The following is a 13957-nucleotide window of genomic DNA, read 5'->3' as shown; positions in this document are numbered from 1 at the left end:
GGCTTGACCACAGCGCGGGACGCGCTCGCCGCCCGGCTCCGGGCGGCGGGCAGCGTGTTCGCCGAGGACGAGGCCGACCTGCTGCTCGAGGCAGGCGACGGCGATCCGGTCCGTCTGCGTGCCCTGGTGCAGCGGCGCCTCGCCGGTGAGCCGCTCGAGGTCGTCCTCGGCTGGGCGGCCTTCGACGGGCACCGGGTCCGCGTCGCCGCGGGGGTCTTCGTGCCCCGGGCACGCACCGCGGTCGTCGTCGAGCAGGCGGCGCGGCGGCTCCACCGCTACGACCGGGTCGTCGACCTGTGCTGCGGGGTCGGCGCGATCTCCGTCGCGCTGCTCGGCCGGGTCGGTGCGCTCGACCTCGTCGCGGCCGACGTGGACCCCGACGCGACCGACGTGGCCGCCGAGAACATCGGGGACCGGGGGATCGTCGTCACGGGTGACCTGTTCGCGCCGCTGCCCGAGCGGTTCCGGGAGGCCGTCGACGTCATCGCCGTGAACGCCCCGTACGTGCCGTCCGGCGAGGTCGCGACGATGCCGTCGGAGGCCCGCGACCACGAGCGGCTCGTCGCCCTCGACGGGGGAGCGGACGGCCTCGACGTGCACCGCCGCATCGCCGACGGGGCCGGGGCGTGGTTGCGCCCGGGCGGGGCGGTCGTCATCGAGGTCTCGGCGGCCCAGTCCGCGGCGTCCGCGGCACTGTTCGCCGCCGCCGGGTTCACCGTCGCGGTCGAGCGCGACGACGAGGTCGACGGGACCTGCGTCGTGGCGGTCCGACCGGCCTGACGCCCGGCAGCCGTCCGCGGACCGTCGTCAGTCCGCGCTGACCTGCACGGTGTGCCATCCCGTTGCGCCGTTCGGCGCCGGAGGCCGTTCGACGCTCGTCTGCACCTGCCCGTCGGTCCCCGTGGCGCGGACCTGCAGCCGGTGCGACCCGGCCGTCGGGGTCCACCGCCACACCCACTGCCGCCAGGTGTCGGCGGACACCGAGTCGGCCAGGGTCGCGTCCTGCCACTCGCCGTCGTCGACCCGGACCTGCACGCCCTTCACCCCGTGGTGCGGCTGCCAGGCGACACCCGCAACGGCGACGGTCTTCCCGGCCGTGAGCGATGCCCCATCCCGAGGCGTGTCGATCCGCGACTCGAGCTTCACCGGACCGCGCTCCGACCAGCCACGCGGGGTCCAGTACCCCTGCGCGTCCGAGAATCGGGTGACCTCGAGCTCGTTCACCCACTTCGTCGCGGAGACGTACCCGAACAGGCCGGGCACGACCATCCGGACCGGGAACCCGTGCTCGGGCGGGAGCGGCTCGCCGTTCATCCCGACGGCGAGCATCGCGGCGGTGTCGGGGTCCTGCAGCACGTCGAGGGGCGTCCCGGCCGAGAACCCGTCGACGCTCCGGGACAGCACCATGTCGGCGCCGTCGCGGACCCCCGCCCGCGCCAGGAGCTCGCGGATCGGGTACCCGAGCCACAGCGCGTTGCCGATCAAGTCGCCGCCGATCTCGTTCGAGACGCAGCTCAGGGTCGCCATGTGTTCCTCGAGCGGGAGCGCCAGCAGTTCGTCCCAGGTCAGCTCGACCTCACGCTCGACCGCGCCGTGGATCCGCAGCTTCCACTGCGCCGGGTCGACCGACGGCACGCGCAGGGCGGTGTCGATCCGGTAGAAGTCGGCGTTCGGGGTGACGTACGGCGTGATCCCGGACACGTCGAGGGACGCCCCGGCGGGGACGGGCGTCGCCGTGGTCGCGGGCTGCGGTAGGCGGATCGCCCGCCGTGCAGCCGCGGCCGCCTGCATCGCCGAGGTCCCGAGGCGGGACGCGCCACCGACCACGACCGCGGCGACGGCGGTCGCCGCACCCCACACCAGGAAGGTGCGACGTTCGGTCGCCGCCGGTCTGGGCGAGGCCGACGGGACGGCTGCTGCGGCTTCCCACCGCCGGAGCCGACGGAGGAGCAGGCGCAGTACGACGATCGCCGCGACCACGCCGAGGACGCTCGGCAGCCCGTCCCACGTGCCGCTGCCCGACCGCGTGGTGACGGCTGCGAGCGACAGCGCACCACCGACCGCGAACACGAGCGCCCCGAACGGCGGACGTCGTCGTTCGAGGACGCCCGCGCCGGCGCTGATGCCCGCCGTGACGACGGCCATCAGGACGAAGAGCGCGGCCTTGTCCCCGGTGCCGAACAACCCCACCATGAGGTCCTTCGCAGCGGGCGGAGCGAGGTCGATGACGGCGGAACCGACGGCGACGAGCGGACTGCCGGCGCCGCCGAGCAGCAGCGCACCGAACTCGGCGACGGCCAGGAACGCGACGACGGCCACGATCCCGCACGCGGCGGCCCACCCGGCCGGGCGGCGGACGGACGTCCCCGGCGGGAGCGGCTCGGCAGCGGGTGCGGAGGAGGTGGAGGGTGGTGCGGTGCTCACCCGTGCAGCGTAGGTCGGCAGGCCGCCGACGGGCTGACAGGCGGCCGGACGGTGGACGGGCGCCGGCGGCCGACCTGCTGTGGTGGAGCGGGGCTTCCCCGGGCGTTCATCGCCTCGTTCCCCGGAACGGGCCAGCGCGGCGACGCCGGACCGTGCGAGGATCGGGATGTGCTGAGCCGACCCGACCGCGTGCCGCGTCGGCAGCGTGCGCAGCAGCGGGCCCAGGAACGAGCCCAGCAGCGAGCACAGCGACGTGCACAGCGGCGGTCCCGCCCGGCGATGTCGGTCGCCCGACGCTTCGCCGCCCTGCGCTGGACGATCGTGGGGATCTGGGTCGCCCTGCTCGTCACCCGCATCGTGGTGTCCACCACCGCGCCGGAGTCCGACCTGTCGTACTTCGGGGTGCTCGAGGCGGTCGCGATCACGGGCGGCCTGGTCCTCATCGCCGTCGCGGTCCTCCGGGCCCGGGCGATCCGACGTCGCCGTGCCGACGAGGCCCTCGCGCTCGCGATCCGGCGCATCGACCCGACCGTCTGGCTCGTGCCCTCGGCGCCGACCCAGGAACTCCGCGACGCCGTGCACGAAGCCCGTCCCGAGACGGCGCTCGGGCAGCGGGTCACCTGGGCGTTCGGCGCCACCGAGGCGTCGCTCTGGGAACTCGAGGAGCGCCGCGCGACCCGGCTGCTCGTGATCCGCTGGAGCCGCATGGTGCACGTCGGACTCGAGGACGTCGTCGGGGAACGGAGCGCCACTGCGGTCGCGCTGCACTACGTCCGGCCGGACGACACGACCGCGGTCGCCACGTTCTTCGTCCGCTCGGCTCCGGGGTCGCAGCGCCTGCTCGGCCGTGGCCCGCGGCTCGAGCGGCTCGTCGCCGACCTGGCTCGCGAGCGCATCGTCGCCTGAACGACCGGGAACGGGAACGGGAACGGGCGAGGAGCCTGCGCTCCTCGCCCGTCGGCCGGTCCGGACCCGTCAGCGGCCTTCGGTCAGTGCGTCGACGGCTCCTGTTCGACCTCGCGCCGGTCGTCGTCGGACCACAGCGTGTGGAACGTGCCGTCCTTGTCGATGCGCTGGTAGGTGTGCGCCCCGAAGAAGTCACGCTGCCCCTGGATCAGCGCCGCGGGGAGCCGGTCCGAGGCGAGGGAGTCGTAGTACGCCAGCGCGGACGAGAAGCCCGGCGCCGGGATCCCGGACGCGACCGCGATGCCGACGATCCGCCGCCAGGCCGCTTCGCCCTCGGCGACGGCGGCCGCGAAGTACGGGTCGACCAGCAGCGACTCGAGCGACGGGTTCTTGTCGTACGCCTCGACGATGCGGTTGAGGAACTGCGCCCGGATGATGCAGCCACCGCGCCAGATCTTCGCGACCGCGCCCAGGTCGATGTCCCAGTCGTACTCCTTCGCCCCGGCGATGATGAGGTCGAAGCCCTGCGCGTACGCGACGACCTTCGATGCGTACAGCGCCGCACGGACGTCGTCGGCGAACGAGTCCGGCACCTCGGCGATGTCCGGTCGGTTCTCCACGCTCCGCTGCACCGCGGCACGCTGGGACGGCTTCGACGACACCGCACGGGCGAAGACCGCCTCGCCGATGCCCGACACCGGGATGCCCAGACCGACGGCGTTCTGCACGGTCCAGACGCCGGTGCCCTTGGAGCCGGCCTCGTCGCGGATGACGTCGACGAGCGGCTTCCCGGTGTCGGCGTCCTGCTGCTTGAGGACCTCACCGGTGATCTCGATCAGGTACGACTCCAGGTCGCCCTTGTTCCACTCGTCGAACACCTGCACGAGCTGCTCGACGGAGTACCCGCCGACGCGACGGAGCAGGTCGTAGGACTCCGCGATGAGCTGCATGTCGGCGTACTCGATGCCGTTGTGCACCATCTTCACGAAGTGGCCGGCGCCGTCGGAGCCGATGTGCGTCACACACGGCTCGCCCTCGGCCACGGCGGCGATCGACTTGAGGATCGGTCCGAGGGTCTCCCAGGCCTCCTTCGAGCCGCCGGGCATGATCGACGGGCCGTTGAGCGCGCCCTCTTCGCCGCCGGAGATGCCGGTGCCGACGAAGTTCAGGCCCTTCTCGCGCAGGTCGTGCTCGCGACGGATGGTGTCGTGGAAGTTCGCGTTGCCGCCGTCCACGATGATGTCGCCTTCCTCGAACCGCTCCGCGAGCTGGTCGATGACGGCGTCGGTGCCCTTGCCGGCCTGCACCATGATGATCGCGGTCCGGGGCTTCGACAACGACGCGACGAACCCGTCGATGTCCTCCGATGCGATGAACCCGGCGTCGCCGTGTTCCTGCATGAGTTCCTCGGTCCGGGCGTAGGTGCGGTTGTAGACCGCGACCGTGTTGCCCTCGCGCGACGCGAGGTTGCGTGCGAGGTTCGAGCCCATCACCGCGAGGCCGATGACCCCGATGTTCGCCTGTCCGTCGTGCTCTGCCACCTGGGTCTCCTTCGTCCTGGATGTTCGGTGCCCAACCTACGAGCCGGACCCTGGGGTCGCACGAGTGTGACGGCAACTGGGGACGGGAACCGGACGCTCTCCTACTGTGGAGGGATGAACGACGTCGCCGTCCTCCCGCCCGTGCTCGTGATGGGGGTCTCCGGCTCCGGCAAGTCGACGATCGGGCAGGCGCTCGCCGACGCCCTCGCCGACCAGGGCCAGCCGAGCGAGTTCGTCGACGCGGACGACCTGCACCCCGCCGCGAACAAGGAGAAGATGCGGCAGGGCACGCCGCTGACCGACGAGGACCGCTGGCCGTGGCTCGACGCCTGCGCGGCCAGGATCGCGGCGGTGCAGGCCTCGGGTCGCCGCTGCGTGATGGCGAACTCAGCGCTCAAGCGCGTGTACCGCGATCGGCTCCGGTCCGCCGCCCCGGACCTGGTCATCGCCTTCCTCGACGGCTCGCACGAGCTCATCGCCGAGCGGCAGTCGCACCGGCACCACGAGTACATGCCGACGTCGCTGCTCGACTCGCAGTTCGCGACGCTCGAGCGGCCGGAGCCCGACGAGACCGCCGTCGCGGTGTCGATCGACGGCTCCGTCGACGACACCGTGGCGACGATCACGTCGGCGCTGTCCGTCACCTCCGGCTGAGCTCGGCGCCGTCGGTCACTTCCGGCTGAGCTCGGCGAGCCGCCCGCGGTACTCCTCGGCGTCGATGTCGCCCCGGGCGAACCGGTCCGCGAGCACGGCCCGGGCGTCGGAGCGCGCCCGCCAGGACCCGCGGCGGAGGACGCCGAAGACGACGCCGAGCGCCACGAGCACCAGGAAGAAGAACAGCGGGAACACGAGGAACGGGAAGCCGGGTCCGTGGGCGTACGGACCGACGGCGGCGATGGACGAGAGTGCGGGGATCACGGTTGCCTCCTGTGGTTGCGTGGTCGTCGCTGGTGCGACACGACGAGCCTCCGGCCTGGAGGCGCGGTGCGCGTCCGCCGGTCGGGCCCACTTCCGGCTGCTCCCGCAGTCGCGGCGGCGCCGCTCCTGCACAGGCGACTACGCCCGGGGGAGTAGTCCACAGATGGTGCGGCGGCCCGAGCCCGGGTGCGCTGCCGCCCCTAGGCTCGCCCCGTGACCACCGACGCCCCCGCTCCGACCACCGGCGACCGCTGCCGGTCCTCGGGGAGCCCGCGGTTCGCCCGCGTCGGTCGGGTGCTCCCGGTCGCGGTCGTGCAGGTCGCCGGGACCCTGCTCGCGTCGCGCATCAGCGGCGGACCCCCGCGTGGGCAGCGGCCCCCGTGGGCGGGCACCGGCGTGGTGGTCGAGCCCGTGGACGTCGTCCCGCTCGCGGTCGTGCTGCTCGTGGTGGGTGTGCTCGTGCTGCCCTGGCGGTGGTCGTTCCCCCGGGTCGTCCTCGCCGTCACGCTCGCCACGACCGCGGGGTACGCGCTGCTGGTGACGCCCCGCGGCCCCTTCGTCGCGGCGCTGACGATGGCGATGGCGAACGCCTGGTTCCGCGGGCACCGGCGCTCCGTCCTCGCCGCGGCGGTCGTCGCCGTCGGGCTGCTGCCGGCCGCCGACCTGCTGACGGGTCGATCGCCCGTGTACAGCCTCGACGCCGCAGTCCTCGCGCTCGCCTGGGCGACCGTGACGATCGTCGTCACCGAACTCGCCCGTGTCCGTCTCGAGCGGGCCGCCGAGCGTCGACGTGCCCGCGCCGAGGTCGAGCAGCAGCGCGCTCGGGACGAGCGCGTCCGGATCGCGCGGGAGCTGCACGACTCGGTCGCGCACAGCATGTCGCTCATCAACCTGCAGGCAGGGGTGGCACTGCACCTCGGGGCGGCCCTGCCCTCGGGCACGCAGGAGTCGCTGACGAGCATCCGGGACACCAGTCGCGAAGCCCTCGTCGAACTCCGGACGATCCTGGGGGTGTTGCGCTCGGCGGACGGCGCCGGTCCCGACCCCGACGGCCGGGTCGTGCCGGAGCGGAACCCGGTGCCGGGGCTCGACCGGGTCCCGGACCTCGTCGACCGTGCGCGGGCGGCGGGCGTCGACGTGACCGCACGGGTCGAGGGCGACCCGACGACCGTCGGCGGTGTGGTGGACCGCAACGCCTTCCGGATCGTGCAGGAGTCCGTGACGAACGTGATGAAGCACGCGCCGGGCCACCGCGTCGACGTCACCGTCTCGGTGGGCGCCGAGGTGCTCGACCTCGTCGTCCAGGACCACCCGCTGCCCGGAGCCGTCCAGCGGTCGACCCGGCTCGGGGAGTCGGGCAACGGGCTCATCGGGATGCGCGAGCGCGCCGACGCGGTGGGCGGCACGATGACGGCCGGACCGACCCCGGACGGCGGGTGGCGGGTGGCCGCGCGCCTGCCCGTGCCGACGAACCGGCCACCAGACCGATCCGAGGAGCCAGCATGACCGAGCCGAGCCCGGCAGGCCTGAGCCCCGCAGGCCTGAGCCCCGCAGGCCTGAGCCCCGCAGGCCCGACTTCCGCAGGTTCGACCTCCGCAGGCCCGACCCCTGCCGACGACGGGGGCGAGCAGATCCGCGTCCTGCTCGTCGACGACCAGGTGCTCGTCCGGGCCGGGCTCCGCGCGCTCGTCGACGCCGAACCGGGCATGACGGTGGTCGGCGACGCGGGCGACGGCGACGCCGCGGTCGACGCCGTCCGTCGGGAGCGTCCGGACGTGGTCCTCATGGACATCCGCATGCCGGGCTCCGACGGCCTCGAGGCGACGAGACGCATCGCCGCGGACCCGGAGCTCGACAGCGTTCACGTCGTCGTCCTCACCACCTTCGAGGAGGACGCCTACGTGTTCGAGGCGATCCGCGGTGGTGCCGCCGGCTTCCTGGTGAAGGACACGGAGCCCGCCGAGCTCCTCCGGGCGATCCGCACCGTGCACGCGGGGGAGTCCCTGCTCTCCCCGAGGGCGACCCGGTCCCTCGTCGCCGCCTACGCCGCGCACGCGAAGCCGAGCGCCCTCGCCCCGTCGCTCGACGTGCTGACGGAGCGGGAGCGCCAGGTCATGCAGCTCGTCGCCCTCGGACTCACCAACGCCGAGATCGCCGAGCGCCTGTTCATCAGCCCGATGACCACGAAGACCCACGTCTCCCGCACGATGATCAAGCTCGGCGCCCGCGACCGCGCCCAGCTCGTCGTCTTCGCCTACGAGACCGGCCTGGCCACGCCCGGCTGGCAGCCCTGACGACCACCCGCTGCGACGGCGGGCGGCATCACCCCGACCGCAATGCGCTGACCGCGAGGTGCGGTCGCACCCCTTCGTCCTCGCGCTCCCGCACGTCGACGACGGTGAACCCGGCGTCCTCGACCGCCGCGACCAGGCGCTCCGCCGGCCACCGCCACGCCGTCGTCACCGCGTGGTCGAACGGCTCCAGGACGGCACCGGCGAAGGCACCGACGAGCAGCCCGCCACCGGCGTCGAGCACCCGGTGGAACTCCGCGAGGGCGACCGGGACGGCCTCCGGCTCGTGGTGCACGAGCGAGTACCACGAGAGCACCCCGCCCACGCTCCCGGGCGGCAGCCCGGTCGACTCGAGCGTGGCCCGACGCACCTCCACGTCCGGAGCCGTCCGCCGCGCGATCGCGACGAACTCCGGGACCGCGTCGAGCCCGACGACCCGGTGTCCGAGACCGGTCAGGTGCGCGGTCCAGTGCCCGGGCCCGCACCCGGCGTCGACGACGACCCCGTGGCAGCCGGCCGCCCACTGTTCGACGTGGGTGCGGTCGGCGGGGTGTACAGCCTGCATCGATCCCAGCACTGCCGCGTACTCCTGGGCGCGTCCGCCGTACGCCCGTGCCACTCGGTCATCCACGCGACGACCGTATCGTCACCCGCATCGCTGCCCTGTGGTCTCGGTCACGAGGACCGGCCACAGGGCAGCGGCGGGCAGGCCGAGCGTGCGAGCGACTGCGCGGACCGTCAGCCGCGGTCGGACGCCCTCTGGATCCGACGACGGCGGAACAGGACGGTCAGTCCCGCCAGGAGCAGCCCGAGTCCCACGACGGCGGCCGTCCCGATCTCAGCACCGGTGAAGGCGAGGCGCGACCCGCTGATCCTCGACGCTCCGTCGTCCTGCCCGGCGGTCAGACCCGGTCCGGAGCCGGAGCCGGAGCCGGAGCCGGAGCCGGAGCCGGTGCCGGAGCCGGTGCCTTGTCCGCCCGTGTCCGGGACGCCGACGCCCGCGTCCGGATCGCCTCCGTCGCCTCCGTCGCCTCCGTCGCTCCCGTCGCCGTCCTCGGCGACGAAGCCGGCGTCGATCGTCACGTCGTGGGTCACCCCGACGAGGCCCTCGCCGGGTTCCGATCGGCGCGTCAGTTCGACGGGGTCGGTCGTCCCGTCCTCGTCCACGTCGGAGTCCAGCGCGGCCTCGTCCCCGGCGTGACGGATGGTCGGGCGGAGCCCTTCGGGTACGGTGACGTGGACCCGGTAGGCCCCTGGCCGCAGTCCGTCGAACCGGTAGTCGCCGTCCTCGCCGGTGGTCCCACGCTGGTCGACCGACGTTCCTCGGTCGTCCTCGCCGGTGATCTCGACGGGGACGCCCGCGAGACCCGGTTCGTCGTCGTCCTGCAAGCCGTCGCCGTTGCGGTCGGACCAGACACGGTCACCGATCGCTCCGGCGACCACCCGCACGGTCGAGGGGTTGGACTGCACGGGCAGGGCGAGGTTCGACGCGCGGAGACCGAACCGGTTCCCGTACCGATCGCCGTCGCGGGAGCCGTGTGTCGCGAGGGAGACCCGGTGGGACACGGTCGCACCGCTCGCCACCGGGCTGCTGCGGAGGATCCGCAGGGCCGTGACCTCCGACCAGCCGTCCGGGCAGCCGGACGTCCCGAACTCCGTCTCCGCGCACCACCGGGTCGCCCCGTGCGGCTGGTTGCTCGGGTCGGCTCCGTCGAGTGCCACGTCCTCCGCGGCACGGTGGGTGTAGCGGACCGATTCACCGGCGTCCGCGTCGACGGCCACCGGCTGCGCGAGCTCGACGCTTCCGTGGAACGCCGTGCCGTACGGGTCACCACGGTGCGGCAGGACGTCGATCACGTCGAGGTCCCGCAGATCGGTGTCGTCGGTGTTCGTGGCGCGGAGGTCCCACTCGACCGCGTCGCCGGCGACGACGACCGGCGCCGGTGCGGTCTTCTCGACGCCGACGCCCCCGGTCGTGACGACGCGCAACCCGCGCTCCGCCGTGCGCCAGCGTTCGTCGGAACGGTCGGTGGGCGCCGAGACGACCACGGAGTTGGTGATCGACCCGGCGGGCGCACCCTGCTCGACCACGGCAGAGTAGGTGATGGGTGCGATCCGCTCACCGGGCGTCACGTCGTCCAGCGTCCACGTGAGTCGTTGCCGGGTCGATCCGTCCTCGGCCGTGACGGTGTCGACCACGGGCGTGAGTGATGCGCTGTCCGGGACGAACGAGGTGTGCCCGGGCAGGACGTCCCGGACCGTCATCGCGGTCGGCCGGCCGTCCGCCAGGCCGTTCGTCAGCGTCGGGCGCAGGACGAAGTCGACCGTGTTGCCCGCCAGGACGGTGGCGGTGGTGTCCGGGGTGTCCTCGGCGTTCGACCCGGGGTCGACGACCGCCTTGGTGACGCGGGCGAGGTCCTCGGTCAGCACGACGCTGTCGGCGAGTCCTCCGGCGCCGAGCACCGGGTCCTGCTGGTCGTGCACCCACCCCGGTCGGTGGTCGCCGAAGTGCACGTGCGCGAAGTCGTACGCGCGCGTCCCGTCGGGGGACCGGAGCGTGGTGACGGTCGTGTACAGCGCGCCGTTGCCACCCCCGCGCACGTCGCCGGTGACCCGGACGGCACCGACCGCGGCCACACCGCCCGGTACGGCGGCGGGGTCGTCGAACCAGGGGCCGTCGGCGTCGTCGCAGGTCCGACGCTGGCCGTCCGCGGGCTCGTGCATCGCGTACGCCGCGTACTGCACCCGGGCGTGCTCGAGACCGCTGCTCCACGCGGGCGACCGTCCCGACACCGCGGTCAGCCGCTGCGTGCGCCGGTCGAAGGTGTCGCAGAGGACGGTGTCCACGAAGGGCCGGAGCCCGGGGTTCGACACGGCGACGTCGCTCCGGAGCAGCGTGCCACCCGTGGCCCAGGGGTCACCTTCCTTCGCCGATCCCGCCGTCGTCGTGCGGCCGTCGTCGCCGAGTCGCCAGAGGCGCTTCCCCGCGGAGCCGGAAGCGAGCTCGACGAGGTTCCGACGGGCCTCGTTGTCCTCGAGGGGCTCGGCGCCGCCGGGGAAGTTCGGGGTCCCAGCCGACGAAGTTGTCTGCAGCGGGATGAACGTGTTGACGGACTCGACGGAGGTCGGTGCCTCGGGCGTCGGCATCCAGAAGCTGATCCAGCCGCTCACGACGTAGGGCTTCGCGCCGCCGCTGATCGGGCCGCCGGCCAGGTTCCGGGTCGGCATCCGGCCGGCGTCGGTGACCGCGCCGCTGATCGTCACCGTGACGGGCTGTCCGGCAGCGCCCTGGGCGCACGAGATCTGCCCGGAGTCCGCGACGGACCCGCTCCCGCCACCCCGCCCACCGGGCAGACCGCCGAAGGCCACACCGTCCTCGCCGTTCCGGCCGCACACCGGCCGACCACCGTTCCAGAGCACGGCGCCGGACGGCCGGTCACCGAGCAGCCGCGAGACGTCGTCCGTGAACGACATGTCGCCGGAGCTCCGCTCGAAGCCGAGGAGCCCTTGACCCGGGACGACGGGGAGCCAGTCGACGGTCATCGGGTAGACGAGCTGGACACCCGGCGAGCCGTCAGGGCCGGGTACGTCCGTCCGCAGGACCGAACCGACGACCTTCTTCGACAGGTTGTAGCGCGGAGCCGCTGACACCGTGGTCGCCGGTGCCTGCACGGCCGGTGTCGACTCCACGCCCTCGGCGCTGGCCGTACCCGACACCGTGACGTGGTCACCGTGCCGCAGATCGCCGGACAGGGTGAGCGCGACCGGGACGGCGGTGGCGTGCCCCTCGGTCACGTCGCCGAGACGGCAGGTCAACCGCTGGCCGTCGATCAGCGAACCGGGCGCACAGGCCAGCGGGACTGCCTCCCAGGTCGTTCCGGACGGAGCGTCGATCACGAACCGCTCGTCGCGAGCGGTTCCGCCCGTCGCGTTCACCGTCACCCGGTAGGTGATCGTGTCCCCGGTCCGCGTGAGGCCGTTCGCGGGACCGCTGTCACCGCCCGGCTGGTCGTCCGGCGTGAACGGGCCGCGACCGTCCGCGGCGACCTCGAGAGCCAGCGCGACGGACGTCGCCCGTGGCGCGGGCTCGTCCGCGTCGACGGATCCGGCAGCGGCCGCAGGACCGGTCACCATCGCACACTGGGCGGCCAGCGCGGCCAGTGCGACCAGGGCGGCCAGCGCGGACAGGCGTCCGGCGGGACGGGCGGATGGACGACGACGGGACATGACGCTCCTCGGACACGGGGACGGGACCCCTCATCCGTAGGGCGTACGACATGCGCTCGACAAGCCCTTCACATGTCACATACGATCGAGGGTGGCCAGCTCGCGCCGTCAGAGCTTGAACGTCGCCCGCGGGATGTCCGACACGATCCGGTGGGCGGTGCGCACCGCGTCCTCCTCGCTGAGCTGGTGCGTCACGACGAGCGAGGCCAGGTACGCCGCGTCCGCCCGCCGCGCCATGTCGTGCCGCGCCGGGATCGAGCAGTAGGCCCGGGTGTCGTCGATGAACCCGGACGTCTTCGTGAACGATGCCGAGTCGGTGACCGCGGCGCGGTACCGGCCGATCGCCGCCGGGGTGTCGATGAACCACCACGGCGCCCCTGCGTAGACGGCCGGGTAGAAGCCGGCGAGCGGCCCGATCTCCCGCGAGAACACCGTCTCGTCGACCGTGAACAGCACGAGGTGGAAGCCGGGCACGGTGCCGAAGGCCTCGAGGAGCGGCCGGAGCGGCTCGGTGAAGGACCCGACCGCGGGCAGGTCGTGCCCGGTGTCCGGCCCGAAGCGCTCGAGCGTCGGCCGGTGGTGGTTGCGGTGCACGCCGGGGTGCAGCTGCATGACCAGCCCGTCCTCGACGCTCATCTCCGCCCAGCGGTAGAGCATGTCGTGCCGGTAGGCGACGGCGTCCGCCTCGGTCAGGGACGCCGGGTCGCGCAGCGCCGTTGCGTGGATGCGTTCCCGCGCCTCCGCGGACAGCGGGGTCGACCCCGCGTCGAGCACACCGGTGTCCGTCGCGGTCGCGCCGTGCTCGATGAAGTACCGTCGCCGCGCGCGCAGCGCGGCGAGCAGGCCCGCGTGGGTGCCCGCGTCGATGCCCGCCGCCTGTCCGATCGACGTGACCACGTGCCTCCAGTCCGGTCGGGACGGGTCGAAGACCGCATCCGCGCGGAAGGTGGGCAGCACCCGTCCCCGGAAGGTCGGGTCGGCGGCGAGCCGCGCGTGCGCGGCGAGGTCCGCGGTCGGGTCGTCGGTGGTGGCGAGGACCTCGATGCGGAAGGTGTCGAAGAGCGCCCGGGGACGGAACGCGGGCGTGGTCAGCAGCTCCGCCAGGTGGTCGTACTGCGCGTCGGCGTTCTCGGCCGACGGCTGCTCCGTCAGGCCGAAGACGTCGTGCAGCTCCGTCTCGAACCAGTACCGGACGGGCGTCCCGGCGAAGTCGTCCCAGTGCTCCGCCAGGCGGCGCCAGACCTGTCGACCGTCGGGGACGGACCCGTCGCCGGAGCGGTCCGGCCGTCCCAGTTCGTCGAGGCCGACGCCGTTGGCGTGGAGCAGCCGCAGCACGTAGTGGTCGGGCGTGACGAGCAGCGACGCGGGGTCGGCGAACGGCCGGTCGTCCGCGATCAGGGCCGCGTCGACGTGCCCGTGGGGGGAGATGATCGGCGCGTCCGCGACGGCCTGGTACACGGTCCGGGCGACGGGTCCGTCCCCGACGGTCGACAGGTCTGGCGCCGCCTGGCGGAGCACTGGGACGACTTCGCCGGGACGCCCGTCCGGTACTGGTTCGAGACGGAGCTGCACGACGTCTTCGGCCTGACGGAGCAGCCGTCGGCCGAGAACGCCGACGCGCAGTACGACCACCTGGCGGAGCTGCTGACC

Annotated in this window: 11 protein-coding genes; 5 read left to right on the top strand and 6 right to left on the bottom strand. The window is 73.5% G+C overall.

Annotation, left to right across the window (positions count from 1 at the left end; translation table 11 throughout):
- The first annotated feature begins 3 nt into the window (after positions 1-3).
- On the top strand, positions 4-780 hold the full coding sequence (locus HUN59_RS15095; protein ID WP_174778829.1) for a putative protein N(5)-glutamine methyltransferase: 777 nt from the start codon (positions 4-6) through the stop codon (positions 778-780).
- A 27-nt stretch (positions 781-807) separates the two neighbouring features.
- On the opposite strand, the gene HUN59_RS15090 is transcribed toward HUN59_RS15095, so the two are convergent.
- Positions 808-2424, bottom strand: a complete 1617-nt coding sequence (locus HUN59_RS15090) for a molybdopterin-dependent oxidoreductase (protein ID WP_174778828.1) — start codon at positions 2422-2424, stop codon at positions 808-810.
- Positions 2425-2592: 168 nt separating this feature from the next.
- Between HUN59_RS15090 and HUN59_RS15085 the strand changes: the two genes are divergently transcribed.
- Positions 2593-3330: a hypothetical protein gene (locus tag HUN59_RS15085; protein ID WP_174778827.1), complete on the top strand. Its 738-nt coding sequence runs from the start codon at positions 2593-2595 to the stop codon at positions 3328-3330.
- An 83-nt stretch (positions 3331-3413) separates the two neighbouring features.
- Here HUN59_RS15085 and gndA read toward each other — a convergent pair whose 3' ends face one another.
- Positions 3414-4871 (bottom strand): NADP-dependent phosphogluconate dehydrogenase, encoded by a 1458-nt coding sequence (gene gndA / locus HUN59_RS15080; protein ID WP_174778826.1) that lies wholly within the window; start codon positions 4869-4871, stop codon positions 3414-3416.
- A 114-nt stretch (positions 4872-4985) separates the two neighbouring features.
- Between gndA and HUN59_RS15075 the strand changes: the two genes are divergently transcribed.
- The gene (locus tag HUN59_RS15075) at positions 4986-5525 is read left to right on the top strand and encodes a gluconokinase (RefSeq protein ID WP_174778825.1); all 540 of its coding nucleotides are present in this window, start codon (positions 4986-4988) and stop codon (positions 5523-5525) included.
- Positions 5526-5540: 15 nt separating this feature from the next.
- Here HUN59_RS15075 and HUN59_RS15070 read toward each other — a convergent pair whose 3' ends face one another.
- Positions 5541-5789, bottom strand: a complete 249-nt coding sequence (locus HUN59_RS15070) for a hypothetical protein (protein WP_058742273.1) — start codon at positions 5787-5789, stop codon at positions 5541-5543.
- Between the two features lie 213 nt (positions 5790-6002).
- Here HUN59_RS15070 and HUN59_RS15065 point away from each other — a divergent pair, with 213 nt between their 5' ends.
- Together HUN59_RS15065 and HUN59_RS15060 are read left to right on the top strand one after the other, a co-directional pair.
- Complete coding sequence (locus tag HUN59_RS15065; RefSeq protein WP_174778824.1) at positions 6003-7295, top strand: sensor histidine kinase; 1293 nt, start codon at positions 6003-6005, stop codon at positions 7293-7295.
- Positions 7292-8083, top strand: a complete 792-nt coding sequence (locus HUN59_RS15060) for a response regulator transcription factor (protein WP_174778823.1) — start codon at positions 7292-7294, stop codon at positions 8081-8083. The genes HUN59_RS15065 and HUN59_RS15060 overlap by 4 nt, the downstream gene beginning before the upstream one ends.
- A 28-nt stretch (positions 8084-8111) precedes the next feature.
- Here HUN59_RS15060 and HUN59_RS15055 read toward each other — a convergent pair whose 3' ends face one another.
- From HUN59_RS15055 to uxaC, 3 genes are all read right to left on the bottom strand, one after another.
- The gene (locus HUN59_RS15055) at positions 8112-8711 is read right to left on the bottom strand and encodes a class I SAM-dependent methyltransferase (protein WP_217483565.1); all 600 of its coding nucleotides are present in this window, start codon (positions 8709-8711) and stop codon (positions 8112-8114) included.
- Between the two features lie 107 nt (positions 8712-8818).
- Positions 8819-12307: an SdrD B-like domain-containing protein gene (locus HUN59_RS15050; RefSeq protein WP_174778822.1), complete on the bottom strand. Its 3489-nt coding sequence runs from the start codon at positions 12305-12307 to the stop codon at positions 8819-8821.
- Positions 12308-12415: 108 nt separating this feature from the next.
- Complete coding sequence (gene uxaC / locus HUN59_RS15045; RefSeq protein WP_441307044.1) at positions 12416-13801, bottom strand: glucuronate isomerase; 1386 nt, start codon at positions 13799-13801, stop codon at positions 12416-12418.
- Positions 13802-13957: the final 156 nt, after the last annotated feature.

Source organism: Curtobacterium sp. Csp2 (assembly GCF_013347165.1).
Note: the sequence above shows the minus strand (reverse complement) of the source record. Positions and strands in the feature narration are given on the sequence as shown.